Raw genomic sequence first — 26,790 nt, forward strand, 5'->3', positions numbered from 1 at the left:
GCCGTCGTTGGCCCGGGCAGGGTGGCTGTCAGAACATCGAAGGACAACAGATGGCGCTGCGCATCCGCCCGAGGTCGACATGAATGCGACCTACGAGGTGGGTGGAGAGGGCAGCGAGCATGTCCACAAGCGTCAGCGTCAGAGCCTGACAAATCAACTCCCATTCCTACATCGTGAGACCAGATCTCACGATGTGGCTATGTCTATCAGTCTGCTGGAGATTGATTCTGCTATCGGGCGCGGCCCGCAAGAACTCTTGTGCAAGAGTTCTTGCAGAACGTATTCTGCTCGTCATGACGCCCGCCAACCGCCGGACCGTGACGCCGTCCGTGCTCGCCGCCATGCACCATCCGCTGCGCCGCCGGCTGCTCGACCTGCTGTCCGTCGACGGTCCCGCGACCGCCTCCGCGCTGGCCGCTGCGACCGGAGAACTTGTCGGCAACATCAGCCATCACCTGAAGGTTCTCGCGTCCGCGGGCGTGATCGCCGAAGCCCCGGAGCTGGCGCGGAACCGCCGCGAACGCTGGTGGAAGCTCGGCGACACCTCGGAGTACTCGTGGTCGATCGCCGACGCGCAGGGGGACCCGGCCGGCGAGCTCGTCGCGGCCACCGCCGAGGACGCGAACCTCGCCCATCACGTCGGCAAGGTGCGGCAGTGGTTCGACATCCGGCACGAGTTCGGCGAGCCCTGGGTGCGGGCCGCGTACGCGACCGAGAGATGGCTCACATTGACGCCCGACCAGCTCGTCGAGCTGAGCGAGCGGGTCGAGGACCTGGTCCGGGAGTACCACGACAACCCCGCCGAGGGCGACGACGCGCACCGCGTGTTCTTCTTCGCCCACGCCGTCCCTGCCCGCCCGTGACCACCGAGGTCTTCCCGCCGCTCCGGAGAGACCGTCGGGTGCACGGATGGATCGCGTCGGCCGCGGTCTCGCAGGCCGGGGACATGGCGTGGTACGTCGGACTCGCGTGGAGCGCCGCGCAGATCACGACCCCGGCGGGCGCCGGACTGGTGATGGGCGTCGGCGCCCTGCCGAAGGCACTCGTCCTGCTGTACGGCGGCGCGCTGGCCGACCGGTTCGACGGCCGCCGGACGATGATCCTGGCCAACCTCGCGCGGATCGTCGTACTCACCCTCGCGGCAACGGCCGTGGCGATCTGGGGGCTGTCCCTTGCGCTGCTGCTGACGGTCGCCGTCGTCTTCGGTGCCGTCGACGCGCTCTACACGCCGGCGTCCGGGACCTTGCCGCGGCGGATGGTCCGCTCGGACGACCTGGTGAAGCTGTCGGCCGGCTCGCAGCTGGCCCAGCGGCTCGCGATCTTCGCGGGGGCTCCGCTCGGCGGCCTGCTGGTCGCGCACGGCGGGCTGATCACGGTGATGATCGCCGACGCGGCGTCGTTCGTGGTGATCGCGCTGGCACTCGCGTTCCTGGTGAAGCCGCGGCTCCCGCAGCCAGTGTCGGTGGGGCGGTCGATCCGCGCGGACCTGCGCGACGGCTTCGGCTACCTGAAGCGGGATGTCCGGGCGCGGACGCTGGTGATCGCGTTCTCCGGGCTGAATCTGTGCGTCGGCCCGATCCTCGCCGTCGGCCTGGTGCAACGCACGCACTCCGCGGGCTGGGGCTCGGCCTGGTACGGCTGGTTCGAGGCGTGTTCCGGGGTCGCCGCCGCGGTGGGTGCGCTGGTGGCGATGCGGTGGAAGCCGGCCGACCTGGCACGATCCGGGCTGCTCGCACTCGTCGTCCAGGCGGCCGGTTGCGCGATGATCGGGCTGATGCCGAAGCTCGGCGTGTTCGTCGCGATGGCGATGATCGGCTGCACGGCCGGGATCGCGTCGGCGCAGTTGTCGGCGGCGTTCCAGCAGTCGGTCGACCCGGCGTACCTCGGTCGCAGCTTCAGCATCGTGAACCTGTCCGACGAGGCCTTGATGCCCGTCGCGATGACCGGCTTCGGCGCTTTGATCAGCCTCTCGAGTATTCCGGTCGCCTGCGTGCTCGTCGCATCGTTGTTCGCGGCCCTGGTCCTCTGGGCGGCGGCTCGGGTCAACCGCTGACGTAAACTCGCGCGGGTGTCCGGCTGGGAGAGCGTCCGCGAATTCACCGTCGGTACGGTCGAGCTGCCGGCTACGCCGAAGCGCAAGAAGATCGGCTGGGGGCCGAAGGCGATCCGGGTGCCGCAGGGCGGGAAGGACGACCGGGTGCTCGCGGCGTGCGCGTACGTCGGACCGGAGCTGTCGTTGTACCTCGACGCCGACCTGACCCGGCTGCTCTGCGTCGCGGTCCCGTCGGGCGAGAATGCGTGGACGGTCCACGACGCCGACGCGGCGACTGTCGGCACGATCACCCGGATCCCGTCGAACCGGCCGCTGCTCCGGCCGAACTGGCGGATCGAGCAACCCGGTCAGGTCGACGTGATCGGGCGGACCGAGTGGCTGAGCGGCGACGCGAAGCAACTTGCCGAGAAGGCCGCCGGGCGGTTCTTCACCGGCGTTCTCGACGCGCTCACCGGCTTTGGTGCCGAGGGCGGCGACCAGCCGACCAAGGAACGCGTCCTCGAGTGGCGCGCCGGCGACGACGTCGTCATGTTGTCCGAAGCAACCAAGTCGGTCACGGTCAAAGCCCCCTGGCTGGATCGCCGCCTCGCCTTCGCCTACACGCTCGTCGCCGGATGAACGTCCTGCGGCGACCCGACGCCGGTGGATGGACGACGGCCCGTGCGATTGCTGCGTCGGTGCGGTCCGGGGAGCTCAGTGCGGTGGAGGTCGTGGAGAGGTCTCTCGAGGCGGCTCGGCGGCTCGATCGGGTGTTGCACTTCCTCGACGAGCTTGCTGCCGACGAAGCACTGCGGGCCGCGGAGCGGTTGGAGCCGACCGGGCCGCTCGCCGGCGTGCCGTTCCTGATCAAGGCGCGGACACCGCCCGAATCGCCGATCCTGGAGCGGCTGATCGCGGCGGGGGCGATCGCGATCGGGTGGTCGACGCGGGCGCGGCCGGGTGCCGTCTCGCTGACGTTCGGGTGGAACGGGCGGGAGTACACCCGGAATCCGTGGGATCCCGAACGCTCGCCGGGCGGTTCGACCGCTGGGGGAGCGGCAGCGGTGGCGGCAGGCGTCGTACCGCTCGCGACCGGTGGTGACAGCGGCGGATCGTTGCGGATCCCGGCGGCGTTCTGCGGGATCGTCGGGTTCAAGGGCACGTACGGTCGGGTCCCGCGGCCGGGCGGTCGCGGGCGCGGTGGGCTCACCACGGCAGGCGTCATCGGCGCGGATCTCGACGACGTCGTCCTCGCGACGAGCATCGCCAGCGGGCCGCACCGCCTCGACCCGTCGGCTCTGCCGCACTGGCCGGTACCGGCCGAGTCCACGCGGCGGTGGCGGGTTGCGTACTTCTCGACGCTGGGCGCCTGTGCCGCAGAGGAAGGCGTCGACCGCGTACTGCGTGAACGCCTGGCGGCGACTGACGTCCAGCTGGTCGACGTACGGTTGAAGCTCGCACCCACGGACGAGGCGTGGCCGGTTCTGTCGGCGCTCGACAACGGACGGGGCGCGGAGGCCGCAGCAGCCAACCGGGCCCGTGAGATCCGGGACCACAACAACACCGCGCTCGCCGACCTCTTCGCGGAGGTCGACGTCCTGGTGACACCGACGACGCTGACCGTTGCCCACGGCTACGACCAGCACGAGCAGAGCATCGTGACCGGCGATCCGTGCTGGGTCTTCAACGTGACCGGTCATCCCGCGGTGAGTGTCCCGGCGGGTCTGTCGAACGGTCTCCCGGTCGGGATGCAGGTCGTCGCCCCGCACGGCGCCGACGCCGTCGCTCTCGCCGCGGCCAGGCATCTGCTGGCAGGCTTGCCGCGCCCCCCGATCAGCGTGGGTGTTCCGAGCGCCAGTTCTTGATCATCTGGTCCATGTCGGCGTGGATGAAGGCGAAGAAGTCGGCCGCCTCGGTGAGGCGGCGGCCGACGGGGGAGTCCTCACCGAACAGCGACGCGCCCGAGCGGCTGGTGGACTCCCACTCGCTGAGGGCCAGGTTGCGGCGCTCGAGGATCGCCGCGAAGACGTCCTCGCGGATCCGGTAGTGGTCCTTGCGCGAGCCCGGCAGCCGCTCGCGGGAGATGAACGACACCTGAAGCAGTTGCCGGACGGCGCCGGACACTGCCGGCTGGCTGATCTTCAGCGACTCGGCGAGCTCGGCCGCGGTCATCGTGCCGGTGGGGCTGACCAGCATCGCGCCCATCACCCGCGCCGACATCGTCGGTACGCCGCTGTTCGCCAGCACGCCCGCGAAGCGCTCGACGAACTGGCTGACTGCCTCCCGGCTCGGTTCCTCCGCCATGGTTGAAGCTTACAGTAATTTGATCTATCGCAACTATCACAAACTTCTGATATTTTGAATGTCATGACCTCGACCATCGGCACTTCCTCGCCGGCGCTCACCGGCGCCCGGCGCTTCGGTGTCCTCATCGCCCTGTGTCTCGCCGTCCTCGTCCTCGGCCTGGACACCACTGTGCTCAACGTCGCCCTCCCGACGCTCGCCCAGGACCTGGACGCGTCCACCAGCCAGCTGCAATGGATGGCGAACAGCTACAACCTGGTGCTCGCCGCGCTGCTGCTGCCGGCCGGCCTGCTCGGCGACCGGTACGGCCGGCGCAAGATCATCGCGATCGCGCTGTCCTTGTTCGGGCTGGCGTCCGTCGCCTGCGCGCTGTCCGACTCGGCCGGTCAGCTGATCGCCGCCCGGGCGTTCCTCGGGATCGGCGCGGCGATGATCGTCCCGGTCGCACTGTCGCTGATCACCGTGCTGTTCCGCACCGCGGAGGAGCGGAAGAAGGCGATCGGGTTCTTCGTCGTTGCCAACAGCATCGGTATGCCGCTCGGCCCGATCGTCGGCGGCCTGCTGCTCGACCACGCCGGCTGGCAGTGGATCTTCGTGATCAACGTGCCGATCGCGTTCCTCGCCGCGGTCGCCGTCACGCTGCTCGTCCCGGAGAGCCGCAGCTCTCACCGCCCGGCGATCGATTGGCCCGGCATCGTCTTGTCCAGCGCCGGTCTGGCCGCCCTGGTGTACGGCGTGACGAAGGCCGGCGAGACGTCCTGGGGTGACGGCATCACGATCGTGTACCTCGCGCTGGCCGTCGTCCTGATCGGCGCGTTCCTGCTCTGGCAGCGGCGGGCCGCCGGGCCGCTGATCGAGCTGCGGTTGTTCAGCGAGAAGGTGTTCACCGGCGGCGCCGTGCTGCTGACCGTCTCGGTGTTCGCGATCTTCGGGCTGCTGTTCACCATGCCGCAGTACTTCCAGGGCATCAACGGGTCCGACGCGCTGCACACCGGGCTGAAGCTGCTGCCGTTCATCGGCGGTATGACGGTCGGCGCGAAGCTGGCCGAACCGGTCGAGGCCCGCGTCGGCACCCGGCTGGTCGTGATGACCGGCTTCGCGGTGATGGCGGCCGGGTTCGTGCTCGGCGCCTTCACCGAGCTCGGCACCGGGTACGGCTACACCGCGACCTGGTTCGCCGTGGTCGGCTTCGGTCTCGGGTGCTCGATGCCGCAGGCAATGAACGCGGCGCTCGGCGTCCTCGACCCGGAGCGGGCCGGCACCGGATCGGGCCTGCTGCAGGCGTTCCGTCAGGTCGGCGGCACGGTCGGGGTCGCCGTCCTCGGCACCGTCCTGAACTCGGTCTACCGCCACGACGTCGACACGACAGGCCTCCCGGCACAAGCGGCGGACGCGGTCGAGAAGAGCCTCGGCGGCGGACTCGCGGTGGCCGCGAAGACGGGGTCGGCAGACCTCGCGAACAGCGTGCGCGACGCCTTCCTCACCAGCCTGAACACCACGATGTGGGTGTCCGCCGGCATCGCTGTCGCCGGCGCGGTCCTCGCGGCCGTCCTGATGCCGAAGCGCGCCGCGAAACCCTCGCCGGACGTCCTGATGGGTGTGCAGGACTCCTGACCACACGACACAGCGCCCGCTCCACGGGGGGAGCGGGCGCTGGTTCGCGTGTCAGTTGAGCACGAGGCCCGGGTACAGCGGGAACTTGTCGAGCATCTCGGCCGAGGCGGCCTTGGTCTTGTCGGCGACGCCGTCGGCCAGCACGTACTTCGCCTTGGACGGTGCGCCCGCGGAGGTGGTCGTCGGTGTGGTCGCGGACAGCACGTCGACGATCAGCTCGGCGACCCGGTCGAACTCGTCGGCGCCGAAGCCGCGCGTGGTGAGCGCCGGCGTACCGATCCGGACGCCGGAGGTGTACCAGGCTCCGTTCGGGTCGCGCGGGACCGCGTTGCGGTTGGTGACGATGCCCGCGTCGAGCAGCGCCGACTCGGCCTGCCGGCCGGTGATGCCGTACGACGAGACGTCGAGCAGGACCAGGTGGTTCTCGGTGCCGTCCGTCACCAGCTTGACGCCGCGCTTCATCAGGCCGTCGGCAAGCGTGACCGCGTTGTCGGCGACGGCCTGCGCGTACTCCTGGAACGAGGGCTGCCGCGCCTCGGCCAGCGCGACGGCCTTCGCGGCCATCGTCTGGCTGAGCGGGCCGCCCAGGACCATCGGGCAGCCGCGGTCGACGGACTCGGCGTACTCCGGCTGGCACAGGACCATGCCGCCGCGCGGGCCGCGCAGCGACTTGTGGGTCGTGGTCGTCGTGACGTGCGCGTGCGGCACCGGGTCGAAGTCGCCGGTGAAGACCTTCCCCGCGACCAGGCCGGCGAAGTGCGCCATGTCGACCATCAGGGTCGCGCCGACCTCGTCGGCGATCTCGCGCATCTTCGCGAAGTTCACCTTGCGCGGGTACGCCGAGTAGCCGGCGATCAGGATCAGCGGCTTGAACTCGCGGGCCTTCCGGGCGACCTCGTCGTAGTCCAGCAGCCCGGTCTCCGGGTCGGTGCCGTAGGAGTGCTGGTTGAACATCTTGCCGGAGATGTTCGGCCGGAAACCGTGCGTCAGGTGGCCGCCGGCGTCCAGCGACATGCCGAGCATCTTCTGGTCGCCGAGCGCCTTGCGGAGCTTGGTCCAGTCCTGTTCGGTCAGGTCGTTGACGTGCTTCGCGCCCGCCTCGGCCAGCGCCGGGGACTCGATCCGCTGGGCCAGGATCGCCCAGAACGCGACCAGGTTCGCGTCGATGCCGGAGTGCGGCTGGACGTAGGCGTGCGGCGCGCCGAACAGGGCCCGCGCGTGATCGGCCGCGGTCTGCTCGACGGTGTCGATGTTCTGGCAGCCGGCGTAGAAGCGGTGCCCGATGGTGCCCTCGGCGTACTTGTCCGACAGCCAGTTGCCCATCGTGAGCAAGGTGGCGGGGGAGGCGTAGTTCTCACTGGCGATCAGCTTCAGCGAGGACCGCTGGTCGGCGAGCTCGGCCTTGATCGCGCCGGCGATGGTGGGCTCCACCGCGGCGATCACCTGCAGCGCGTTGTTGTACGCGGCCGACGCGGCGGCGGCGTCGAAGGGTTGAGTCATCGTTGTCTCTCCTGCGGTTGCAGTGGGTCGCCGGCACCCAGGCGCACGGTGCCCGCGTTCTTCGCTCCCCGGTGGTTCTCCACCTAGCGCGCCAGTCGCGACGTCTCACCCTATCGCGCGCTCGAGGATCCGATCGAACGGCGTCGTGCGCGGCAGCGTCCCGAACACTCCGCCCCAGTCACCGGCCAGCCGCGACGCCACAAACGCATCCGCGACCTCGGGAGCGGAATGCCGGATCAGCAACGATGCCTGGAGGCACAGGGCCATCTGTGCGGCCAGCCTTCGCGCGCCGGCTTCGGCGTTCCCGGCGTCAGCAAGCGCTTGCAGGACGTCGTTCACCGCCGCGTCCAGCCGTTGATCGGCGCCCTGAACCGCAGCCAGCTCCGTCAGCCACGCGTCGAGCGACTCCGGTCGGCGCAGCGCCCGCAGGACATCGAGCGCGTTGACGTTGCCCGATCCTTCCCAGATCGAGTTCAGCGGCGACTCCCGGTAGAGCAGCGGCAGGCCGGACTCCTCGACGTACCCGTTCCCGCCGAGGCATTCCAGCGCCTCGGCGACCATGAACGGCGTCCGCTTGCACACCCAGAACTTGGCGAGAGGTAACGCAATCCGCCGGAACGCCGCCTGCTGCGGGTCGCCCGCGGTCGCGGCGTCCACAGCGGCTGCCAGGCGCATCCCCAGGGCCGTCGCCGCCTCGGACTCGATCGCGAGATCCGCCAGCACGTTCTGCATCGCCGGCTTGTCCGCCAGCAGCCCGCCGAACGCGCTCCGGTGCCGCGTATGCCAAACAGCCTCGACCAGCGCCCGCCGCTGCAGGGCCGCGGAGCCGAGCACACAGTCCAGCCGGGTCGCCGCGACCATCTCGATGATCGTCCGCACACCGGCGCCCTCGTCTCCCAACCGGTACCCGATCGTGCCGTGGAACTCGACCTCCGACGACGCGTTCGACCGGTTCCCGAGCTTGTCCTTGAGCCGCTGCAGCGCGAACGGGTTCCGGTTGCCGTCGGCAAGAACCCGGGGTACGACGAAGCAGCTCAGTCCGTCCGGCGCCTGCGCCAGGACCAGGAAGAGGTCCACCTGCGGCGCGGAGCAGAACCACTTGTGCCCGTTCAGCTGGTACACGTCCCCGGCGGGGGTCGCGGTGGTCAGGTTCGCCCGGACGTCGGAGCCGCCCTGCTTCTCGGTCATCCCCATCCCGGCGAGCACGCCGTGCTTCGCCGCGACCGGCAACCGCCGTACGTCGTACCGCGTCGACGCCAGCTGCGGGACCCATTCCTTGGCGAGTTGCTCGTCCGCCCTGAGCGCCGGCACCGCGGCGTACGTCATCGAGATCGGGCAGCCGTGCCCGGGCTCGACCTGCGACCACAGGTAGAACCCGGCGGCGCGGGTCAGGTGCGGCGCCGGGCGGTCGCTCGGCTGCGTCGTCCAGGGCGCGGCCTGGAGCCCGAACCCGACGGCCTGCTCCATCAGCCAGTGCCACGACGGGTGGAACTCGACCTCGTCGATCCGGTTCCCGTAGCGGTCGTGGGTGCGCAGGACCGGTGGGTTCTGGTTCGCCGGGAGGGCGTGCGCGCGGGCCTCCTCGGAGCCGGCGAGCTCGCCGATCCGGCCGAGTCCGGGATCCGCCGTCAGGTCGGCGTACGGACGCAGAGCGTCACCGAGGGGCCGGTCCTGGGTGAAGAAGTTCACGCCCCGCAGTGGGGGAGCCTGATTCGTTACCGCGAATGGGTCCGCCATGTCAGTACGGTAAGCGGTATGGCACGTTCTGGGGCAGGACCCACTGGTGGGAGCTCCCTCTCATTGGCATGGGTTCGCAAGGTCCCCGCGACGACCTGGAAGCTGCTCACCCAGACGGTCGGCGTCTGTCTGCGCTACCGGGTCACCGGACTCGCGGCCGAAGGGGCGTTCTTCGCGATCCTCTCGCTGCCGCCGCTGATCTTCGGGCTGGCCGGCTCGCTCGGTTACATTGCGAGCAAGTGGTTCGAGGTCGAGACGATCAACGACATCAAGCAGCAGATCGTCGACCTGGCCGCCCGGGCACTGACCGACGACTCGATCAAGAACGTCATCGCGCCGACCCTCGACCAGGTGCTGAACGGTGGCCGGCCGGACGTCATCTCGATCGGTTTCGTGCTGGCCCTGTGGTCCGGCAGCCGCGCGCTGAACGTGTTCGTCGACACCATCACGATCATGTACGGGATGGGCGGCAAACGGGGCATCGTGCGGACCCGGGCGCTGTCGTTCTCGCTGTACTGCGCGGCCCTCGTCATCGGGGTCATCGTCCTGCCGCTGGTGCTGGCCGGACCGAACGCGGTCGACGCGCTGCTGCCGCACCGGCTGGACTTCCTGAACCAGCTGTACTGGCCGGTGGTCACGATCCTGTCCGCGGGCTTCTTGAACACTCTGTACCACCTGTCGGTCCCGATCCGGACGCCGTGGGTCTCCGACCTGCCCGGCTCGTTCCTGGCGCTGTCGATCTGGATCCTGGGCAGCTTCGTGCTCCGGTGGATCCTGCAGAGCACGGTCGGCGGTACGTCGATCTACGGGCCGCTGGCCGCGCCGATCGCCGTCCTGATGTGGCTCTACATGACCGCGATCGCCGTACTCATCGGTGCCGCGCTGAACGCGGTCGTGGACCGGCTGTGGCCGCACAAGGCGCAGGTCGCCGAGGTCAAGAAGGCCGCGTCCGTCGAGGACGCCGGCGACGAGGTCGAGCCGGTGATGAAGGCGGAGTCGGAGCCGCACCACGACCACACGCTGACCCCGGTGACGGAGGAGGAGCGGCCCGAGGCACAGCTCGGGCGGAAGGTGGAGAAGCTCGCCGAGCGGCCACGCAAGGCTGTGCCTCGACCGAAGCCTGAGCCTGAGCCTGAGCCTGAAGCTCAAGGTGCGACCGAGGCCGCGCGCAAGCCGGCCTCGGTCGGAAAATCCGGTGCGCAGGGTGACACCGACGACCTAGGCTGACGGCATCGCGACACACGGTCCCCGGCTCGGGACCGCTGGAACCGGAAGGAGGCAACCGCCATGAGCTTTGAACAGGCCCGTCGGGCCGTTGTCTCCTACACCGTCCGTCCGCTGACCTGATCCCGCGGCCGGACCCTCGGAAAGGTTCGCCGCATGTCAGCCACACTTCAGGCCCTGGGCCTCGACAGTTCCACGGCCGAGTTTCTGCAGTCCGTCCCGGAGGACCTCGTTCCGGGACGCGTCGCCCGGGTCGACAAGGGCCTGGCGACGGTCTTCACCGAGGACGGTCCGGTCCGTGCCGGCTGGTCCGGCGCGCTGCTCGCCGAGTTGGCCACCGATGCCCAGGCGGGCCCCTGCACGGGGGACTGGGTCGTGCTGCGGTTCTGGCCGGACGACCGGATCACGCTCGAGTCGGTGCTGCCGCGCCGGACCACGATCGTGCGCGCCGAGGTCGGCGGCTCGTCGCGCGGGCAGGTGCTCGCCGCCAACGTCGACGTGATCGCGATCGTCGTCGGGCTGGTGCCGGAGCCGAACATCGTCCGCATCGAGCGGTTCCTGGCGCTGGCGTGGGAGAGCGGGGCGCGACCGGTCGTCGTCCTGACGAAATCCGACCTTGTCGGGGACGCCGAGTCGCTGGCCGAGGACGTGGCGCTCGCCGCGCCGGGTGCCGACGTCCTGGTGTGCAGCGCGACCACGGGCGCGGGCATGGACGACGTACGGGCGCTGCTCGACGGGAACGCCACGCTGGCGCTGCTCGGCTCGAGTGGTGCCGGCAAGTCGTCGCTGGTGAATAGTCTCGCCGGTGTGGAACTGTTGGACGTGCAGGAGATCCGCGAGGACGGCAAGGGCCGCCATACGTCGGTACGGCGCGAGCTGATCGTGCTGCCCGCGGGCGGGGTCGTCATCGATACGCCGGGGCTGCGGGGCATCGGTCTGCAGGAGAGCGGGGAAGGACTGGCCGCGGCGTTCCCCGACATCACCTCGCTGGCGGAGCAGTGCAAGTTCAAGGACTGCTCACATGTGATGGAGCCCGGGTGCGCGGTGCAGGCGGCGCTGGAGGACGGGTCGTTGCCGTACCGGCGCTACGACAGCTGGGTGAAGCTGCAGCGCGAAGCGGCGTACATGGCTCGGCGGGCCGACGCGCGGCTGCGGGCGCAGGCGAAGAAGGACTGGGTGCGGGCCAGCAAGTCGTACCGGCGGGACATCAAGCCTCGCGGATGATGAAAGGATCGGTCCCATGAACCGATCTGTGCTGGTGACGGGGGCTTCGCGGGGGATCGGCGCGGCGGCGGCGCGGGCGTTCGCTGCCGCCGGTGATCGCGTAGCCGTTCACTACAGCTCCTCGCCGGACGCCGCGGCCCAGGTCCTGAAGGAGCTTCCCGGGACGGGACACGTGGTGGTCCAGGCCGACCTCGCCGACCCGGAGGCGATCCGGACTGCGGTCGACGACGCGGCGCGGAGGCTCGGCGGGATCGACGTCCTGGTGAACAACGCCGGCGTGTACCACCCGCACCGGATCCGCGAGTCGACGTACGCCGAGTGGCAGCAGGCGTGGACGGACACGCTCGCCGTGAATCTCGTTGGCCCGTCCAACGTCACCTGGTGCGCGGTCCGGCACATGCCGCGCGGTGGCCGGATCGTGAACGTGTCGTCGCGCGGCGCGTTCCGCGGCGAGCCGAACCAGCCGGCGTACGGCGCCTCGAAGGCGGCGATCGTCTCGTTCACCCAGTCGCTGGCGCGGGCGCTCGGGCCGGACGGGATCGCGGTGACCGCGATCGCCCCGGGCTGGACCGTGACGGACATGGCCGCGGTGAACCTGGCCGGCGACGGATACGACCGGCGCCGGCTGGAGAGCCCGCTCGAACGCGTGGCCGATCCGTCCGAGGTCGCCGCCGCGATCATGTACCTGGCATCGCCCGAGGCCGAGTTCGCCACCGGGACCGTGCTGGACTTCAACGGGGGTTCGTACCTGCGGATGTAACAACTTCAATCAATCCAGATGATCAGCGAAAATTCCGACCAGGATCTTTCCCCCGTAGCTGGCGATCGGCAGTGAGAAGTGGACACGGTCTCGATTCCAAAGCCGTTTCCCATGCCATTCGCACCGGTAGTCGAGCTTGCGGTAGCGGACCAGTCGCTGATTCCACGCCTGGGTGTCCTTGTGTGTGGAGGGGCTCTCGGGGGAGACATCCAGACCCCGGCCAGCGAAATCTTGGATTACCTTGTTTCGATCACCCTGGTGACGGGCCAGCGAATCAGCGAAATGATCGTTAATGCCCTCCAATGTGATGAGCAGCCACGGAAGGACTTCGGTGTACGACGCACTGAAGCGCCCGAAGTTGAGTGCTTCTGCAAAGATTAGATTCGGGAAGGCCGCCGGTGCCAACTCGAAGAACTTTTCCGGGTTGGATGCCTCTCGCCGCAGAACCCCGCGCCAGAAATCTGGAATATGGTTAGGTGACGTCAGTAAGTGCAGCTCGAGATCTGTCGGCTCCAGTTCCCTGCGTACAGTCAGCCATCCGCGATTCTCGTGCATCGACGAGGCGATCAGAGTCGACATCGCGTGACCCTCGGCCGCCAACGCAAGCGCGTGGCAAAACCCGAATGAGCGTTCGGCAGCAAGTCCGCCGATTTCGACCTGCTGAGGAATGTCCCGATCCTCCGGGTGGAGGAGTCTGCACTTATCGATCAGTTTCGCGAGACGCAATCGGGTGTCACGGGGCACCTGCAGGTTGTGTGTGCCGTGAAGGTCGTATATGTGGACTGACTCCCAGCATTCGATTTCGTATGCGTGGTCCATCAGGCCGACGTGCTTGCCGACCGTCAGCGGTTGCAGGATGTCTGAGAGGTTGTCAACCTCGCTGGCGAGCTCGATCCCAGACCGGCCGCACCAGTTGAGACTGTCCTCGTCGATGACCACTCGGTATCGGTCAGCGGCGTCGGCGGACATGAGCCAGCGCTCCCAAGTCGGTTTCAAGCTGATCGAAGAACCCTGCGGGCCAGTTACTCATCTCGCCCAGCTCATTGACGTTTATCGGCAGAGGACCGTTCTCATCGAAGTAGTGCACGACCATATCGGCGGGGGCGAGCGATAGGTCCTGCGCTACGCCGAGCCGTGCACCATTGAGGACATGGTCGCTGTGCGTCTCGACGATGACTTGCGCCCCGCTCCCTGCGACCCGGGCGAGGAATCGCCCCAGGCGCGACTGACCCATGGGATGCAGATGGGCCTCCGGGTTTTCAATGAGCAGCAAGTCGCCCCTGCGAGCGAGTAGACCTGCAACGATGATCGGCAACGCGTACGAGACACCGAACCCGGTATTGGCCGGCCTGATCGTCTCAGCGATTTGATCGGTTTCCTGGAACCGGATCGTACTGGCCATTACCCCTGGCGCAAGCTGCGCGGTAATACGCACCGGCCGGATGATGTCGGATGCCCATGCCTCTGCCTGCAGTCGAAGTTGCGGACTTTTCGCCTTCGCGTGGCGCAAGGCTTGCGGCACTGACCGACGGTGGCTGGCCGACCGGGTTTCTCGTAAGGCCAAAACCTGTGCAGTGAACTCGCCCCGCACACCCACACCGATGTCGTTCGGTTGCTGAGCGGAGACGGCCAGAAACTCTCGCGGTCCCAGTCTTTCGGCAGCCAGATAGGTGAACGCAGCCGGTGCGTTGCCGATCCCCGGCGCTGCATCGCTCGGCGAGCCTACGATCTCCAGATAGAGCGCCTCGTCGTTATGCTCGGGTACAGAGAGCTGATACTCCCACACCTTTGCGACAGCGGAGTTGTGGATCGCGATCTTGATCGTCGGTCCAGTTGCAGACCTGCTTAGGACATCAGCCGCCGTGCCCAACGCAAGCTCGTAAGGTCCGTTGAGTTGGATCGCTCCAGCGCTTGGGACGGCGGCAAGCCGCGCAAGTAGCAAAGCTTGCAGCACGGTACTTTTCCCGCCTCCGTTGACGCCAGTTAGGATAGTTAGCGGGCGCATCGGAAGGGATGCGTGGCTGAAGCATTTCAGGTTGGTGATGTCGAGTACGTCGATCACGATCTGCCCCGGGCATCTTCGTCAGCAGCATGGAAGCGGTAGGAAACTCGCCGCCTGTCGGCGGTTGATGATGTGATTGATTCGAGATACTGCATGTCGTAGGTCATTCGATCTCGTGCGGCTGTAACGATCTCTTTCTGGCGTGTCTTTAGATCATCCGCCCGCTGCTTCGCCATCACGATCGACCACGTCTCGAATAGCGCCCGATTGATCGGTCGGCGGCCTGAGGCGTTTACTGGCCACTTTCTGAATGCGTGCTCGCCGAACACCAAGTACGTGTTTGACATCGCCCGGCGGAATGCTTCCTCCAGTTCCAGGACCTTGTTATCGGCGAAGTCGTTTGGGTCGTCCAGGAGTCGGGTAGTGCGCATGAGAAAGCCCTCCATCACCGGATATCTCATGTATTCGTCGAGGCCGAAGATTTGAAAGGCTGCGAATCGCAAGGCCATCTCACGGTCGTTCATGCGAATGTGATCCGTCAACCCGTTGGTGGCTCGATCGAACTCAGGTGTGTGTGTCATGCGTTTTAGAATCTCGCGGCTGCGGGTCTTGCTCATGCAGTGCCTGATCTCCTGGGCGTTGAGTGGCGTACCGCCCGTATTGATGCGTCGGAAGATGTCATACATGACGTCCGATGGCGTCGTCGGATCAATGACATTCACGACGAGTTGTGTGTTGTGGATTCTGCGCTGCCAGACCAGATCTAGGTCGTCGAATCGGCGGCCGTTGGCATCATGCAGGTACTCGAGCGACTGCAGGGCGAACTGTGGCCCGCGAACAAACGCATGTAGGGTTGAGAGGCGCTGCAGGCCGTCGACCACATGCAAGACACCATCGGAGTCTTCGGCGAAGTAGAAGGCTGGCAGCGGGATCTGTAGCAGGAGCGACTCGACGAGCAGCGACTTCTGCTGTGCCCTCCAAACCTGGCCGCGCTGGAAGTCGGGGGCGAGCTCAAGCGAGCCTTCGTCGATCTGGTCCAGAATGTTCCGGAGTGAAAAGGAACTTGTGGTGACCCTTATGCTCTCAGGATTCCACGGCCGGTCGATTCTCGCGTCGTCGGTGTTAGCTTGCTCGACCTCAACACCGGTGGCTTGTCCCTCGAAAACATCTTCGACTACAGCGGGTGGCTGCTGAGCGCTCTCCGAAACCATGGCGGCATCCTACGGCGGTTGTGTAAGACTTGCGGCAGCCGTCGGCTGCGCCGTCGACACTCCTGGCGTGCGCCATGAAGCTATGGCGCTGCTAGCTGAGGATGTAAATCCGTTCGCTTCGACAGCGGAGGACTGGCTAGGGTCCTCCTCGTGCATCGCATCATCACTCCGCCGGCCGCCGCTTAGCGGACGGCTGTTGTCGTGCCCAGGTCGTCGGCCTGGGCTTCTTCGGGCTGTTCGCAGACGCCTCGACCATTCGTTGCGAACAGCTTCCCGGAGTGTCCGATGCACCACCGTCTCTCGGCGAGGCATGCCCTCGTCGCCGTCATCGCCGCCGCCGTCGCCTGGGGCACCGGTGGCCCGACCGGCGCCCTTCTCACCCAGCAGGGCCTCACACCACTCGCCGTCTCCTTCTGGCGCCTGGCATCCGCCGCCCTCTGGCTGATCCTTGCCCGCCTCCTCACTCGCCGTGGCCCAGCTCGTCCGTTGGTGGCGGCCGGCTCAGTGCGTCATGTGCTGAGCGGCTTGGGTTTGGCCGTTTGCCAGCTCGGCTACTTCACCGCCATCCCGCGCGTCGGCGTCGGTACGGCCACGGTGATCGCCTTGGGTGCCGCGCCGATCCTTGTCGCCGTCGCCGCCCGCGAACGACTGACGCCGGCCCTGTTCGCGGCCGTCGCCGGCCTCGGCCTGCTGTCGGCAACCGCCGGGACGGCCAGTCTCACCGGCATCGCAGCAGCCGTAGCCTCTGCCGCGGGCTACACGCTGACAACGCTCCTGAACCGCAACACCCCAGACCCCGTCACCGCCGCACTCCTGGGCTTCATCGTCGGCGCCGTCTTCCTCGCCCCCTTCGCCACCCTCCCGGCCACGCTCACCGGCTGGCTACTGATCGCGTACTTCGGCCTGATCCCGACCGCGTTCGCGTACACGCTTTTCTACACGGGCCTGAAGACCCTGAAAGCCTCGACGGCTGCCACCGTCGCCCTGCTGGAGCCGGTCGTCGCCGCGGCCATCGGAATCCTCGCCTTCCACGAACACCTCACCGCCCCAGCCCTCGTGGGAGCCGCAATCCTCTTAGCAGCAATCGCCGCTCAGTCCCACCGCGCCCGCAACTGAACACCCCAGCGCCGCAGACCGGCGCCGCCACCAACCGAGGCGGCGCCTGTCCGCGGGTGAGTCGGCTGCCCAACCCGGCCCGGTCGCCGAACTCAACCCTCACGGGCGCGCCGACTGCCCAACGTGACCACCGCTGTCCGTACGAGCCGGCAACCACACCCGGCGGATCAGCTGACCGCCGAACCTGGCCACTGCCGCCGTACCGAACCCCGCGCGTGACCGCCCAACCCGGCCACTGCCGCCGTACCCAACCCAGGCGGGAGACCCACCGCCCAACCCGACCACCGCCGCCGTACCCGACCCCCGCGGGTGACCTGACCGCCGAACCCGACCACCGCCGCCGAGCGAAGCGACGGCGCCAGGGGGTGCGGGTGGCAGAGCCCCCGCCGGCGGCAAGCGAAGCGCAGCCGCACAACACGACGAAGGCGACCCGGTCCACGCTCTCCGCGGACACGAGTCGCCTATCGACTTCGTGGACGATACTGGGATCGAACCAGTGACCTCTTCCGTGTCAGGGAAGCGCGCTACCGCTGCGCCAATCGTCCGTCTGGAACCTGATTGAGGTTCTCGAGGTGGAGACGGGATTCGAACCCGTGTACCCGGCTTTGCAGGCCGTTGCCTCGCCTCTCGGCCACTCCACCACTGAGGCCTTTTCCCTTGTGAGGACGGTGGCCTGCCGAACCCTCTCCGAGCGGACGACCGGGTTCGAACCGGCGACCTCAACCTTGGCAAGGTTGCGCTCTACCAACTGAGCTACGTCCGCGCTTCGCTCCGGGGCGTTTCCGCTCGGTGCGAGAGCAGAACAGTAGCGCACTTTCCGCCCGGACAAAAACCGGATTCCGCTGTGTCGCGACGAGCGCGAGGAGCGCCCCATCCGTCACACGAGTCCCATCCGTTCTGTCCACTCGCCACGCCGCCGGATCACCCCTTCAACGTCACCAGATCGACGTTTTCCAGGTACTCCGGGTCGCCCCGGAGATCGATCGCCGCGACACGCCCGCCGGCCACGGTGAAAGAGAACACAATCAGCGGTTCGCCCCGCCGCATCCACACCAGCCCGGGCCAGCCGTCGACGAGAACCAGCTTCGCCGCCGCGGCCCGCCCGGAGAACTCGTGTGCGACGCGCTCCGCGCCCGCGAGCACCTCCGCCGCCGGCCCGCCGTACGCCGCGGCGCCCGCATCCGCGCGGACGACGACCTCCGGGTCGAGCACGCGCAACAGTCCCGAGAAGTCGGCGCCCCGCGCCGCGGCGAGGAACGCGGTGACGACCTCTTTCTGTCGCTGTACGTCGACGTCGGCCGGCTCCGGCGTACCGCGGACGCGCCGTCGCGCCCGGCTGGCGATCTGTCGCGCGGCGGCCGGCGACTTCCCGATGATCGGCGCGATGTCCTCGAACGGCACGGCGAAGAGGTCGTGCAGCACGAACGCGAGCCGCTCGGCCGGCGACAGCGTCTCGAGCACGACGAGCAACGCCAGCCCGACCGAATCCGCCTGTACTGCTTCGAGTTCAGGATCCGGTACGACGTCGTCCGCGAGCCCCGGCGCGTGATCGCCGACCGGCAACTCGGGTCGCCCGCGCCGCGCACGCAGCATGTCGAGACAGATCCGCCCGACCACGGTGGTCAGCCAGCCGCCCAGATTGTCGATCGTCGCGCTGTCGCTGCGGCTGAGCCGGATCCAGGTTTCCTGGACCGCGTCCTCGGCCTCCGGCTCGGACCCCAGGATCCGGTACGCGACGGCCCGCAGCCGGTCCCGGTTCTGCTCGAACCGCGTCGCCAGCCAGTCGTCCCCGCTCATCACGACCACATCCTTCACCTGTCACACTGACCGGCCGAGCGCCGTCAGATGATTGACGGACCACGAGCGCCGCATGTGACAGAGGAGCAAGCGATGACGGCAGCACCCCGCCCGTTGGACGTGCGCAAGCAGGACACTTTGGCCCGTCTCGAGCAGGACGTCGACGCCTGGGTGTCCACCGCTTCGCCGGACGGTACGCCGTACCTGATGCCGCTGTCGTTCCTGTGGAGCGACGGGACGCTGCTGCTGTCGACCGCGCGGACCAACCCGACCGGCCGCAACCTGCTGGCGAACCCCGTCGTACAGCTGACGCTGGGGGAGGTGCGCGACGTGATCCACGTGACCGGCACCGTCGAGGTCGCCGAGCCGTCGGACGCCGAGGGCGAGGCGTTCGCGGCGAAGGCCGGCTTCGATCCGCGCCCGCTCGCCAACTACCCCTTCTTCCGCGTGACGCCGATGCGGATCCAGGCCTGGCGCGAGGTGAACGAGCTGAAGGAGCGCGTGCTGATGGACGACGGCGCTTGGGTCGTCTGAGCCACGGGCCCGGGTTAGTCTCCGGTCATGGCGCAGGGGGACATCGACAAGATCGCTGAGCAGACCGGGTTCTCGGGGGTCGTCTGGACAGACCGAGGAGGCCAGGTCGAGTTCGCGAAAGCCTATGGGCTGGCGAACCGCGCCTACCGCGTTCCCAACTCGCTGGAGACCAGGTTCGGCATCGCCAGCGGGAGCAAGGGATTCACCGCCCTCGCGGTGCTGTCCTTGGTGGAAGACGGCGTGCTGGCGCTGAGTACGACCGCGCGATCCCTGCTCGGCAAGGATCTGCCGCTGATCGCGGACGACGTCACTGTCGAACATCTGCTCACGCACACCTCCGGTATCGGCGACTACCTGGACGAAGAGGCCGACACCGAGATCACCGAATATGTGATCGGCGCGGCGCACGAACTGACTACCACTGAGGCTTTCCTGCCCTTGCTGGACCGGCATCCGACCAAGTTTCGCGCCGGTGAGCGGTTCGGCTACTGCAACGGCGGCTTCGTCGTCCTTGCCCTGCTCGCGGAACGGGTCAGCGGCGTCGGGTATCACGAGCTGGTCCGGGAGCGCGTGCTCGGCCCAGCCGGTATGACCAGGACCGAGTTCCTCCGCTCCGACGAGCTACCCGCCGACGCGGCCGTGGGGTATCTGCCGCTGGACGTGCCCAACCTCATCTACCGCGGGTGAGCTGACTGGCGGCGTGGGTGAGCGGGCCGGCAACCCCAACTCATGCTGGTGAGGCGTCCCTGCGAACCTGACGCGTGCGGGTGAGGTGACCGCGCGGACAGCGCAGGTAAGTCGTCCGGCAATCCCAACCCACGCAGGTGAGCTGACCGCCCGACCCGACCACCGCCGCCGAGCTGACCGCCTGACCCGACCACCGCCGCCGAGCTGACCGCCCAAGCCAACACCGCCGCCGAGCGAAGCGACGGCGCCAGGGGGTGCGGGTGGCGGAGCCCCCGCCGGCGGCAAGCGAAGCGCAGCCGCACAAAACGACGAAGGCGACGCGGCTCGCGCTTTCCGCGAGCACACGCCGCCTATCGACTTCGTGGGCGATACTGGGTTCGAACCAGTGACCTCTTCGGTGTGAACGAAGCGCGCTACCACTGCGCCAATCGCCCGGGGTGGTGCTGATGTTTCTTATGTGGTGTTGCGGGTGAAACCATAGCGCATGATGAAGCGACGATCTAATCGGGCCGGGCTACTCTTGCTGCAGGACGGAGATCCCGTCGCGTTGGAGACGTGATTGTGACTTTCTCGCACGACACCGAGCAGGCGCTCGGGACGCTGGTCCGGCTCGTCAACACCATGCCAGGACCGAACAGTCAGGTCGACTCGCTGGAGACCCTGGAGGATCTGGAGAAGTTCGTCCAGGAACGGGAGTTCAGCGCGGTCGACATGCTGACGGAGAAGGACCTGGCCGAGGTCCGGGACCTGCGCCCGCTGTTCGCGCCGGTGTTCACCACGGATTCCGACGCGTCCGCGGCGACGATGATCAACGCGATCATCGCGCGTGGGACGTCGACTCCGCGGCTGACCAACCACGACGGGCATCCGTGGCACATCCACTACTCCCGCGACGGCGCGTCGCTGGCCTGCCGGATCACCGTGGAGTGCGGGATCGCGCTCGCCCAGGTGATCTCCGCCGGTGAACGCGAACGCCTGCGCCGCTGCGAGGCGCCGGACTGCGACGACGCCTTGATCGACCTGTCACGTAACCGTTCGAAGCGGTACTGCGATGCCAGGACATGCGGCAACCGCTTGCACGTCGCGGCGTACCGCGAGCGCCGCAAAGCCTCCGGCGAATAACCCGGGCTCGAACACGCGCCGGCCTGGGGAGGATCGTCCGCCCGATCAGGGACGAATTCCTCCCCAGGCCGGCGTCTGTCAGGGGTTTGTCAGGGGTTGGGGTTCTCCGCGGAGCGTTCCGCGAAGATCTTCGCGACCTGTGCGGTGATGGTGCCGGGCGCCGGCAGGTCGCGGTCGTCGACACGCTGGATGCCCTGGACGTCACGAGTTGTCGATGTGAGGAAGATCTCCTCTGCCTCGAACAGCCGCTCCAGCGGCACGTCGCGCTCGACGCCGCCGAACCACTCCAGCACGAGCGCACGCGTCACACCGGCCAGTGCGCCCGACTCGAGCGTCGGCGTGACCAGCTCACCGTCGTACACGCAGAAGATGTTCGAGCCGGTGCCCTCGCTGAGGTTGCCGATCGTGTTCGCGAAGATCGCCTCGCTGCCGCCGCGTTCCTTCGCGTAGGCGAGCGCGCGGACGTTCTCGGCGTACGACGTGGTCTTCAGACCGGCCACGGCGCTGCGCTCGTTGCGTACCCACGGCACGGTCACGATCGCCGACACCGGCGACGGACGCTTGATCTCCTGCGTCGCGACCACAACGGTCGGCCCCGACGTGCCGCGGTCCGACGACAGCGGTGAGACCCCGCCGGTGTACGTGATCCGCAGCCGGCCGAACGGGATCTCCGGGTCGGCCTCGACCACGGCGTCGATCCCCGCCTCGATCGCGGCGACGTCCGGCGCCGGGAGGCCGAGCCCGACCGCCGAACGGACCAGCCGGTCGAGATGCCGCCGGACCGCGAACGGGCGGCCGCTCTCGATCTTGATCGTCTCGAAGACGCCGTCGCCGGTGGTCAGCCCGTGATCAAGCGGCGAGACGGTCGCCTCGTCGTCGAGCAAGGCGCCGTTGAGCCAGATACGCATGTGGTGCTCCTTCCGGGAATCACCTTAGTGCGCAGGCGATCCGGGGCCGCGAGGCAGCCCGGAGGTGAGCAGCCGATGACCGTACGTCGACCGGTGGGGGACCCCGGTTTTTGAACTGGGGCGGAGATGGGCTAATGTTCTTCTCGCGCCGGGGACATCGAAACCGGGCGCAATGCGGACGTAGCTCAGTTGGTAGAGCGCAACCTTGCCAAGGTTGAGGTCGCCGGTTCGAACCCGGTCGTCCGCTCGGAGAGGGTTCGGCAGGCCACCGTCCCCACAAGGGAAAAGGCCTCAGTGGTGGAGTGGCCGAGAGGCGAGGCAACGGCCTGCAAAGCCGTGTACACGGGTTCGAATCCCGTCTCCACCTCGAGAACCTCAATCAGGTTCCAGACGGACGATTGGCGCAGCGGTAGCGCGCTTCCCTGACACGGAAGAGGTCACTGGTTCGATCCCAGTATCGTCCACGAAGTCGATAGGCGACTCGTGTCCGCGGAAAGCGCGGACCGGGTCGCCTTCGTCGTGTTGTGAGGCTGCGCTTCGCTTGCCGCCGGCGGGGGCTCCGCCACCCGCACCCCCTGGCGCCGTCGCTTCGCTCGGCGGCGGAGGTCGGGCTGAGCAGTCAGCTCACCCCGGGGGTTGCGTCCGCTAGTTCTCCGGCTGTCGTCGGGTCGGGCGGGCGGCTCACGCGCCCGGTTAGGCCTTGCTGGTTGCGTGCGGTTCGGTGGTCGGCGTTCGGGGCTGGGCGTCTGTATCGCTCGGCTCGTAGGTGACCCTGAGCCGGGACGGGTGGTCGGCTCGTCTGCGGGGGTTGGGGATCTGCGGCTCGACAGTACGTATGTGTCCACTGTGACCGGGTGCGAGGCTGGCGGAGCGTGAGGGCGGCCGGGGACTGCCGGTATCTCCTGTCGAGCTGCCGGTTTACAGGGTGGGCGGGTGAAGGAAGCGGCGGTTGGTGGTGGGGGTGATTTCTTGCATGCCGGCGGATCGCATGACGTGGGCCGATGCGTGGTTGCGGGGGTGGCATTCGCCCCAGACGGTGCCTACCTGCAATTGGGCGAGGGCGGCGGCCAGGGCCTCGGTGGCGTAGCCGTGGGAGCGGTGGGCGGGGTGGATGGCGTAGCCGAAGCTCCAGTCGGCGGCGGGGTCGTCGCTGGCGCCCACGCCCAGCCAGCCGACGGGGTTGGCGTCGGATCGGCGGGTGAGGATCAGTTGTAGGTGCGTGCCGTCCTGACTGGAGCCGTTGGCGTGAAGGTCCAGCCATTCACGGACGGCCGGTACGTCGCGTGGGCCGTAGTCGTCCATGAAGCAGGCGAGGCGGGAGTCGGTCCACAGCTCGCACAGCATCTGGAAGTCGGACTCGATCGGCCAGCGGAGCGCCAGCCTACGGGTGATCAGCGGCAGCTCCATACAGCGGCAAGCTACCGAAGTCTTCGCCGATCGGCCACCTTATTTCGAGCAGCATCAAACAGGTGTACGATCTACATCAAACAATGCAGAGGATGGTGAGATCGTGCGGGCGCTGGAACAACCTTCGTCGGACGGACCGGGAGCGATGCGATTCGTGGACGTCGCGGTGCCGACGCCGGGGCCGGGTGAGGTGCTCGTGAAGGTTGGTGTCGCCGGCGTGAACTTCGCCGACGTGATGCAGACGCGAGGCACGTACGACGGTGGGCCCAAGCCGCCGTACGTCGCCGGTTTCGAGGCGGCTGGGGAAGTGCGCGCGCTGGGGGAGGGCGTGACGACCGTGGCCGTGGGGGATCGCGTGATCGGGACGGGGGCCGGGGCGTTTGCGGAGTACATGGTGATGGCCGAGGACGCGTTGGTGCCTGTGCCGGCCGGGTGGAGTGATGAGGAAGCGCTCGGGCTGGTGCTCAACTGGGCCACCGCGCTCGTGTCGCTACGACTGGGGCAGCTCGGAGCGGGTGACAACGTGCTGATCCATGCGGCGGCCGGGGGTGTCGGGCAGGCTGCGGTGCGGATCGCGAAGTACTACGGCGCGACCGTCATCGCGACGGCGTCCGCCGCGAAGCACGACGTCGTACGGCGGCTTGGCGCGGATCACGTCATCGACTACCGGAACGCCGATCTGGTCGCCGAGGTGCGGAGGCTGACGGACGGCCGCGGGGCTGACATCGTGCTCGAATCCGTCGGCGGTGACACGTTCCGGCTGAGCGTCGAGGTCGCGCGCCGGGTGACGGGGAAGGTCGTCGTGATCGGTGCCGCGGCGGGCGAAGCCGCGATCAGCAACTGGGAGCTCAACTTCCGGCACCCGGTGCACGTGATCGGCCAGCACCTGACCACCACGATCCGGCACGCGCCGGAGCTGTTCGCGAAGGTCCTCGCCGAGCTGGACGAGCTGATCGAGGCCGGCGTCTACCCACCCGGCCGCCCGACCGTCTACGACCTCGCCGACGCTCCGAAGGCGCTGAGTGAACTCGAGGCCCGCGCCACAATCGGCAAACTCGCACTCAAGCCTTAGTCGACGATCGACTGCGCGACCCGGAAGCCCAGGTCCTCGATCGCGAATGTCGGGTGCGAGCGTCGGCGGACGGTGGAGCCGATCGAGCGTTCTTCGTCGGCGAAGCCGCCGCCGCGGAAGATCCGGTACGAGCCGTAGGTTTCCGGGTCGTACAGGTCCCAGCACCACTCCCACACGTTGCCGAGCATGTCGTGGAACCCCCACGCGTTCGGCGTCCGCAGGCCGACCGGATGCGGATGTCCGCCGGAGTTCGCGGCGTACCAGGCGATCTCGTCGAGTGGCCCGTAGCGATAGCCGGGCCTGCCGGCGGTGCACGCGTACTGCCACTCGGCCTCGGTGGGCAGGCGGTAGCCGGGCGAGGACCGATCCCACGCGACCTGCTCACCGTCAATCGCATACGCGGGCGGCAACCCGGCGTCCGCCGACATCTGGTTGCACAAGGCAACTGCGTCGTACCAGCTCACGCCGGTGAGCGGCACGCCGTCCCGCGCGACTGGGTACGGAGCAAGCCGGAACGCCGGCAGATCCACAGGCCAGCGCCTGCCGACCCGATCGTCGCGCAGGAACAGCAGTCCAGCTGGTACGTCGAGCATCCCGCAACCGTAAGCGGATCAGTAGAACTGGCGGACCTTCGGCCACAACGTGGACCAGGCCTCGGCGGGCGCGGAGCACAGGACGAGCGCGGTCCCGTCCTCGTCGTTGGCCACGATGCTGTCGATCGTGCCGACCTGCTCGCAGTCCCGGAAGTACGACTCGAAGATCGGCGTCCGTTCGATCTCGACGAGCAGGACCGGGCCGGTGTTGGTGTCCGGTGGTCGCGCCCAGTCCCAGAAACTCATGTGCGGGGAGTACGGCGACGGCAGCCCGTGACCGGGCCCGTAGCGCACGAGTGCACCGGCCTCGCCGTAGTTCCCGCTGAACAGCGTCGCGGTCGATCGATCACCAGGAGGGATCCGATCCCAGGCATCGGCGACGGACGCGGCGAAGGCCGGCCAGCCGATCTGCTCGCCCTGCTCCTTGTTCACCGGAATGACGAAGTCCGCGGCCGACGCGGGCAGCACCGGAAGGGTGAACACGGCGGAGGTCAGCGCGGTCAGAGTCAGACCTACTACGGCTACAACTCGGTGCCGCTCGATCCAGCGAAGTGTCGGCTCACAGCCAGCCGCCACGAGCACCAGCAGCAGCGGCAGGGCGTAGTACGACTTGCCGCCGGCCGCTAGGACGATGACGCACAGCACCGGGTAAGCGAGTGCGACGGGCCGCGCCCACGGCAGCTCACGCCAGATGCGGCGGAACCCGGCGATCCAGACCGGGACCAGGAACGGTGACAGCTGCAAGATCTGGAGTGGGACGAACATGATCCGGTTCTCGGTGCCGTCGTCTTCACTGATGCCGCCGGCCACCTTGAGCTGCGGCCAGTCGTGCTGGAACTGCCACAGCACGTTCGGCAGGGCGATGAGCCCTGCCACGGCCACACCTGCGAGGAGCCACCACGAACGCAGGACGCCGCGCGGACCGACGATCAGCAGCGATACGAACAGGGCGCCGATCGGCAGCACGACGAGGTACTTGTTCTCCAACGCGATCCCGGCCGTCACACCGAGTGCGAGCCACCAGCGGCCGTCGCCCGTCCGTAGCAGCTTCACCGCGAACAGGCCGATCAGCATCCAGGCGAGCAGGTCGTACGTCGCGGTGGACACGAGATGCCCGACGCCGAGGACGAAGCCGGAGACGGCGGCGCAGACCGCGGCCAGGATCTGCCCGCGTCGTTCGCTGCCGAACTCGCGGGCGATCAGGGCGACGACGACGATCGTCGCGACGGTGCTCAGCGTCGACAGCACCCGCAGCCCCATCACGGTGTCGCCGAAGACCGCGGTCGAGACGCGCGCGATGAACGGGGTCAGCGGCGGCTGGTCGACGTACCCCCAGCTGAGGTGCCGGCCGGCGACCACGAAGTACAGCTCGTCGCGGTGGTAGCCGTAGCGGCCGGACAGCGCGGTCAGCACCGCACCGACGATGAGCGCAACGGTCGTCACGGGCCGGGCCGCGAATGCGGCCACCGGAGGGCGCGTCATGACGGAATGGTGCCAGCCGCAAGGGTTAGCCCGCATCCTCGGGATCGCCAGTTGGGTGGTCAGCATCGGAGCGCGGAGATTCACGTCGAGCGAGGCCGTCCAGCGCTCGACCGAGGCGTCCGGGAAGCACGGCTGCAGCACTGCGCCGCCGCCGGCGTTGTTGACCAGGATCTGCGGCCGGCACGCCATCAGCTCGCGCACGGCGTCGTCGTCGCGCAGATCGACCTGGACGAACCGCGCCGTCGGCCCGATCAGCGCGCGGGTCTGCTCGCCGCCTGCCGCGTCGAGGTCGGCGACCACCACCGCCGCGCCCGCGGCGCCCAGCCGGGCGGCGATCGCCCGGCCGATCCCGACGGCCGCTCCGGTGACCACTGCAGTCTTGCCTGCGATGTCCATGGTCGGCACGGTGCCACCGCCCACCGACAGTTCCCGTGGATGATTGGATATGTCAACCGGACAAGTCA

Annotated in this window: 24 protein-coding genes, 7 tRNA genes and 1 riboswitch; of the genes, 16 read left to right on the forward strand and 15 right to left on the reverse strand. The window is 68.2% G+C overall.

All coding sequences use genetic code 11. The annotated features are described in order from the left end of the window. Window positions 1-293 precede the first annotated feature (293 nt). The 4 genes from ABZX12_RS07565 to ABZX12_RS07580 are packed head-to-tail and all read left to right on the forward strand — an operon-like array spanning window position 294 to window position 3,897. Entirely contained in the window at window positions 294-863 is a 570-nt protein-coding gene (locus tag ABZX12_RS07565) for a helix-turn-helix domain-containing protein (protein ID WP_355690785.1), read from the forward strand. Further along, window positions 860-2,053: an MFS transporter gene (locus ABZX12_RS07570; protein WP_355690787.1), complete on the forward strand. Its 1,194-nt coding sequence runs from the start codon at window positions 860-862 to the stop codon at window positions 2,051-2,053. The genes ABZX12_RS07565 and ABZX12_RS07570 overlap by 4 nt, the downstream gene beginning before the upstream one ends. Before the next feature lie 15 nt (window positions 2,054-2,068). Further along, window positions 2,069-2,671, forward strand: a complete 603-nt coding sequence (locus ABZX12_RS07575; protein ID WP_355690789.1) for a hypothetical protein — start codon at window positions 2,069-2,071, stop codon at window positions 2,669-2,671. After that, complete coding sequence (locus ABZX12_RS07580; protein ID WP_355690791.1) at window positions 2,668-3,897, forward strand: amidase; 1,230 nt, start codon at window positions 2,668-2,670, stop codon at window positions 3,895-3,897. Before ABZX12_RS07575 ends, ABZX12_RS07580 begins: the two co-directional genes overlap by 4 nt. Here ABZX12_RS07580 and ABZX12_RS07585 read toward each other — a convergent pair. After that, complete coding sequence (locus tag ABZX12_RS07585; RefSeq protein ID WP_355690793.1) at window positions 3,866-4,336, reverse strand: MarR family transcriptional regulator; 471 nt, start codon at window positions 4,334-4,336, stop codon at window positions 3,866-3,868. The two genes, ABZX12_RS07580 and ABZX12_RS07585, sit on opposite strands and share 32 nt — an antisense overlap. A 63-nt stretch (window positions 4,337-4,399) precedes the next feature. Between ABZX12_RS07585 and ABZX12_RS07590 the strand changes: the two genes are divergently transcribed. Further along, window positions 4,400-5,950, forward strand: a complete 1,551-nt coding sequence (locus ABZX12_RS07590) for a DHA2 family efflux MFS transporter permease subunit (RefSeq protein ID WP_355690795.1) — start codon at window positions 4,400-4,402, stop codon at window positions 5,948-5,950. A 51-nt stretch (window positions 5,951-6,001) separates the two neighbouring features. Here ABZX12_RS07590 and ABZX12_RS07595 read toward each other — a convergent pair whose 3' ends face one another. Beyond that, window positions 6,002-7,450, reverse strand: a complete 1,449-nt coding sequence (locus ABZX12_RS07595) for a glycine hydroxymethyltransferase (RefSeq protein ID WP_355690797.1) — start codon at window positions 7,448-7,450, stop codon at window positions 6,002-6,004. Window positions 7,451-7,478: 28 nt separating this feature from the next. After that, a riboswitch (ZMP/ZTP riboswitch) is annotated at window positions 7,479-7,559 on the reverse strand. Next, window positions 7,556-9,187, reverse strand: coding sequence for an acyl-CoA dehydrogenase family protein (locus ABZX12_RS07600; protein ID WP_355690799.1), 1,632 nt, complete (start codon window positions 9,185-9,187; stop codon window positions 7,556-7,558). It overlaps the preceding riboswitch by 4 nt. 63 nt (window positions 9,188-9,250) lie before the next feature. Between ABZX12_RS07600 and ABZX12_RS07605 the strand changes: the two genes are divergently transcribed. The 3 genes from ABZX12_RS07605 to ABZX12_RS07615 all read left to right on the forward strand — a co-directional run bounded on the left by ABZX12_RS07605 (window position 9,251) and on the right by ABZX12_RS07615 (window position 12,395). After that, the gene (locus tag ABZX12_RS07605) at window positions 9,251-10,414 is read left to right on the forward strand and encodes a YihY/virulence factor BrkB family protein (RefSeq protein ID WP_355690801.1); all 1,164 of its coding nucleotides are present in this window, start codon (window positions 9,251-9,253) and stop codon (window positions 10,412-10,414) included. A gap of 153 nt (window positions 10,415-10,567) precedes the next feature. After that, a complete protein-coding gene (gene rsgA / locus ABZX12_RS07610; protein ID WP_355690803.1) occupies window positions 10,568-11,635 on the forward strand; it encodes a ribosome small subunit-dependent GTPase A in 1,068 nt (355 codons plus the stop codon). Between the two features lie 16 nt (window positions 11,636-11,651). Then, window positions 11,652-12,395 (forward strand): SDR family oxidoreductase, encoded by a 744-nt coding sequence (locus ABZX12_RS07615; protein ID WP_355690805.1) that lies wholly within the window; start codon window positions 11,652-11,654, stop codon window positions 12,393-12,395. Window positions 12,396-12,404: 9 nt separating this feature from the next. Here the strand turns inward: ABZX12_RS07615 and ABZX12_RS07620 are convergent, their stop codons facing one another. Genes ABZX12_RS07620 through ABZX12_RS07630 form a run of 3 tightly spaced genes read right to left on the reverse strand, consistent with a single transcriptional unit; the run spans window position 12,405 to window position 15,608 of the window. Then, a complete protein-coding gene (locus tag ABZX12_RS07620) occupies window positions 12,405-13,364 on the reverse strand; it encodes a hypothetical protein (RefSeq protein WP_355690807.1) in 960 nt (319 codons plus the stop codon). Then, window positions 13,345-14,457 carry a DUF3696 domain-containing protein gene (locus tag ABZX12_RS07625; protein WP_355690809.1) on the reverse strand — a complete coding sequence of 371 codons (1,113 nt, stop codon included), beginning with the start codon at window positions 14,455-14,457 and terminating at the stop codon, window positions 13,345-13,347. Before ABZX12_RS07625 ends, ABZX12_RS07620 begins: the two co-directional genes overlap by 20 nt. Further along, complete coding sequence (locus ABZX12_RS07630) at window positions 14,454-15,608, reverse strand: DUF262 domain-containing protein (protein WP_355690811.1); 1,155 nt, start codon at window positions 15,606-15,608, stop codon at window positions 14,454-14,456. The genes ABZX12_RS07625 and ABZX12_RS07630 overlap by 4 nt, the downstream gene beginning before the upstream one ends. A gap of 285 nt (window positions 15,609-15,893) precedes the next feature. Between ABZX12_RS07630 and ABZX12_RS07635 the strand changes: the two genes are divergently transcribed. Continuing rightward, window positions 15,894-16,724, forward strand: a complete 831-nt coding sequence (locus tag ABZX12_RS07635; RefSeq protein WP_355690812.1) for a DMT family transporter — start codon at window positions 15,894-15,896, stop codon at window positions 16,722-16,724. 473 nt (window positions 16,725-17,197) lie between these two features. On the opposite strand, the gene ABZX12_RS07640 is transcribed toward ABZX12_RS07635, so the two are convergent. The 4 genes from ABZX12_RS07640 to ABZX12_RS07655 all read right to left on the reverse strand — a co-directional run bounded on the left by ABZX12_RS07640 (window position 17,198) and on the right by ABZX12_RS07655 (window position 18,521). Beyond that, a tRNA-Val gene (locus ABZX12_RS07640) sits at window positions 17,198-17,269 on the reverse strand. Between the two features lie 25 nt (window positions 17,270-17,294). Then, a tRNA-Cys gene (locus tag ABZX12_RS07645) sits at window positions 17,295-17,365 on the reverse strand. 49 nt (window positions 17,366-17,414) lie between these two features. Further along, window positions 17,415-17,487, reverse strand: a tRNA-Gly gene (locus tag ABZX12_RS07650). A 158-nt stretch (window positions 17,488-17,645) separates the two neighbouring features. Next, a complete protein-coding gene (locus tag ABZX12_RS07655; protein ID WP_355690814.1) occupies window positions 17,646-18,521 on the reverse strand; it encodes a sigma-70 family RNA polymerase sigma factor in 876 nt (291 codons plus the stop codon). A 93-nt stretch (window positions 18,522-18,614) separates the two neighbouring features. On the opposite strand from ABZX12_RS07655, the gene ABZX12_RS07660 reads away from it, so the two are divergent. Next, complete coding sequence (locus tag ABZX12_RS07660) at window positions 18,615-19,055, forward strand: pyridoxamine 5'-phosphate oxidase family protein (protein WP_355690816.1); 441 nt, start codon at window positions 18,615-18,617, stop codon at window positions 19,053-19,055. A 27-nt stretch (window positions 19,056-19,082) separates the two neighbouring features. After that, the gene (locus ABZX12_RS07665) at window positions 19,083-19,742 is read left to right on the forward strand and encodes a serine hydrolase domain-containing protein (protein WP_355690818.1); all 660 of its coding nucleotides are present in this window, start codon (window positions 19,083-19,085) and stop codon (window positions 19,740-19,742) included. A gap of 362 nt (window positions 19,743-20,104) precedes the next feature. Here ABZX12_RS07665 and ABZX12_RS07670 read toward each other — a convergent pair. After that, window positions 20,105-20,176 (reverse strand) — tRNA-Val (locus tag ABZX12_RS07670). 127 nt (window positions 20,177-20,303) lie between these two features. Between ABZX12_RS07670 and ABZX12_RS07675 the strand changes: the two genes are divergently transcribed. Continuing rightward, complete coding sequence (locus ABZX12_RS07675; RefSeq protein ID WP_355690820.1) at window positions 20,304-20,864, forward strand: CGNR zinc finger domain-containing protein; 561 nt, start codon at window positions 20,304-20,306, stop codon at window positions 20,862-20,864. Window positions 20,865-20,953: 89 nt separating this feature from the next. On the opposite strand, the gene ABZX12_RS07680 is transcribed toward ABZX12_RS07675, so the two are convergent. Continuing rightward, a complete protein-coding gene (locus ABZX12_RS07680) occupies window positions 20,954-21,772 on the reverse strand; it encodes an aminotransferase class IV (RefSeq protein ID WP_355690822.1) in 819 nt (272 codons plus the stop codon). Window positions 21,773-21,946: 174 nt separating this feature from the next. Between ABZX12_RS07680 and ABZX12_RS07685 the strand changes: the two genes are divergently transcribed. The 3 genes from ABZX12_RS07685 (at window position 21,947) to ABZX12_RS07695 (ending at window position 22,236) form a co-directional block, all read left to right on the forward strand. Next, window positions 21,947-22,019: transfer RNA gene (locus tag ABZX12_RS07685), tRNA-Gly, on the forward strand. 49 nt (window positions 22,020-22,068) lie between these two features. After that, window positions 22,069-22,139, forward strand: a tRNA-Cys gene (locus tag ABZX12_RS07690). 25 nt (window positions 22,140-22,164) lie between these two features. Further along, a tRNA-Val gene (locus ABZX12_RS07695) sits at window positions 22,165-22,236 on the forward strand. A gap of 454 nt (window positions 22,237-22,690) precedes the next feature. Here the strand turns inward: ABZX12_RS07695 and ABZX12_RS07700 are convergent. Continuing rightward, window positions 22,691-23,179: a GNAT family N-acetyltransferase gene (locus ABZX12_RS07700; protein WP_355690824.1), complete on the reverse strand. Its 489-nt coding sequence runs from the start codon at window positions 23,177-23,179 to the stop codon at window positions 22,691-22,693. A 145-nt stretch (window positions 23,180-23,324) separates the two neighbouring features. On the opposite strand from ABZX12_RS07700, the gene ABZX12_RS07705 reads away from it, so the two are divergent. Further along, on the forward strand, window positions 23,325-24,251 hold the full coding sequence (locus tag ABZX12_RS07705; protein ID WP_355690826.1) for a zinc-binding dehydrogenase: 927 nt from the start codon (window positions 23,325-23,327) through the stop codon (window positions 24,249-24,251). Here the strand turns inward: ABZX12_RS07705 and ABZX12_RS07710 are convergent. Beyond that, window positions 24,248-24,844 (reverse strand): SUMF1/EgtB/PvdO family nonheme iron enzyme, encoded by a 597-nt coding sequence (locus ABZX12_RS07710; RefSeq protein WP_355690828.1) that lies wholly within the window; start codon window positions 24,842-24,844, stop codon window positions 24,248-24,250. The two genes, ABZX12_RS07705 and ABZX12_RS07710, sit on opposite strands and share 4 nt — an antisense overlap. Window positions 24,845-24,862: 18 nt before the next feature. Then, window positions 24,863-26,722, reverse strand: coding sequence for an SDR family NAD(P)-dependent oxidoreductase (locus tag ABZX12_RS07715; protein WP_355690830.1), 1,860 nt, complete (start codon window positions 26,720-26,722; stop codon window positions 24,863-24,865). Window positions 26,723-26,790 lie beyond the last annotated feature (68 nt).

Source organism: Kribbella sp. NPDC003505 (assembly GCF_040610875.1).
Taxonomy (GTDB): domain Bacteria; phylum Actinomycetota; class Actinomycetes; order Propionibacteriales; family Kribbellaceae; genus Kribbella.

What these genes read in the sequence shown, in the direction of transcription:
- ABZX12_RS07565 (WP_355690785.1), top strand. Translation starts at nt 294, where the DNA reads ATGACGCCCGCCAACCGCCGGACCGTGACGCCGTCCGTGCTCGCCGCC.
- ABZX12_RS07580 (WP_355690791.1), top strand. Translation starts at nt 2,668, where the DNA reads ATGAACGTCCTGCGGCGACCCGACGCCGGTGGATGGACGACGGCCCGT.
- ABZX12_RS07585 (WP_355690793.1), bottom strand. Translation starts at nt 4,336, where the DNA reads ATGGCGGAGGAACCGAGCCGGGAGGCAGTCAGCCAGTTCGTCGAGCGC.
- ABZX12_RS07590 (WP_355690795.1), top strand. Translation starts at nt 4,400, where the DNA reads ATGACCTCGACCATCGGCACTTCCTCGCCGGCGCTCACCGGCGCCCGG.
- ABZX12_RS07595 (WP_355690797.1), bottom strand. Translation starts at nt 7,450, where the DNA reads ATGACTCAACCCTTCGACGCCGCCGCCGCGTCGGCCGCGTACAACAAC.
- ABZX12_RS07600 (WP_355690799.1), bottom strand. Translation starts at nt 9,187, where the DNA reads ATGGCGGACCCATTCGCGGTAACGAATCAGGCTCCCCCACTGCGGGGC.
- rsgA (WP_355690803.1), top strand. Translation starts at nt 10,568, where the DNA reads ATGTCAGCCACACTTCAGGCCCTGGGCCTCGACAGTTCCACGGCCGAG.
- ABZX12_RS07615 (WP_355690805.1), top strand. Translation starts at nt 11,652, where the DNA reads ATGAACCGATCTGTGCTGGTGACGGGGGCTTCGCGGGGGATCGGCGCG.
- ABZX12_RS07620 (WP_355690807.1), bottom strand. Translation starts at nt 13,364, where the DNA reads ATGTCCGCCGACGCCGCTGACCGATACCGAGTGGTCATCGACGAGGAC.
- ABZX12_RS07630 (WP_355690811.1), bottom strand. Translation starts at nt 15,608, where the DNA reads ATGGTTTCGGAGAGCGCTCAGCAGCCACCCGCTGTAGTCGAAGATGTT.
- ABZX12_RS07635 (WP_355690812.1), top strand. Translation starts at nt 15,894, where the DNA reads ATGCACCACCGTCTCTCGGCGAGGCATGCCCTCGTCGCCGTCATCGCC.
- ABZX12_RS07655 (WP_355690814.1), bottom strand. Translation starts at nt 18,521, where the DNA reads ATGAGCGGGGACGACTGGCTGGCGACGCGGTTCGAGCAGAACCGGGAC.
- ABZX12_RS07660 (WP_355690816.1), top strand. Translation starts at nt 18,615, where the DNA reads ATGACGGCAGCACCCCGCCCGTTGGACGTGCGCAAGCAGGACACTTTG.
- ABZX12_RS07665 (WP_355690818.1), top strand. Translation starts at nt 19,083, where the DNA reads ATGGCGCAGGGGGACATCGACAAGATCGCTGAGCAGACCGGGTTCTCG.
- ABZX12_RS07680 (WP_355690822.1), bottom strand. Translation starts at nt 21,772, where the DNA reads ATGCGTATCTGGCTCAACGGCGCCTTGCTCGACGACGAGGCGACCGTC.
- ABZX12_RS07700 (WP_355690824.1), bottom strand. Translation starts at nt 23,179, where the DNA reads ATGGAGCTGCCGCTGATCACCCGTAGGCTGGCGCTCCGCTGGCCGATC.
- ABZX12_RS07705 (WP_355690826.1), top strand. Translation starts at nt 23,325, where the DNA reads ATGCGATTCGTGGACGTCGCGGTGCCGACGCCGGGGCCGGGTGAGGTG.
- ABZX12_RS07710 (WP_355690828.1), bottom strand. Translation starts at nt 24,844, where the DNA reads ATGCTCGACGTACCAGCTGGACTGCTGTTCCTGCGCGACGATCGGGTC.
- ABZX12_RS07715 (WP_355690830.1), bottom strand. Translation starts at nt 26,722, where the DNA reads ATGGACATCGCAGGCAAGACTGCAGTGGTCACCGGAGCGGCCGTCGGG.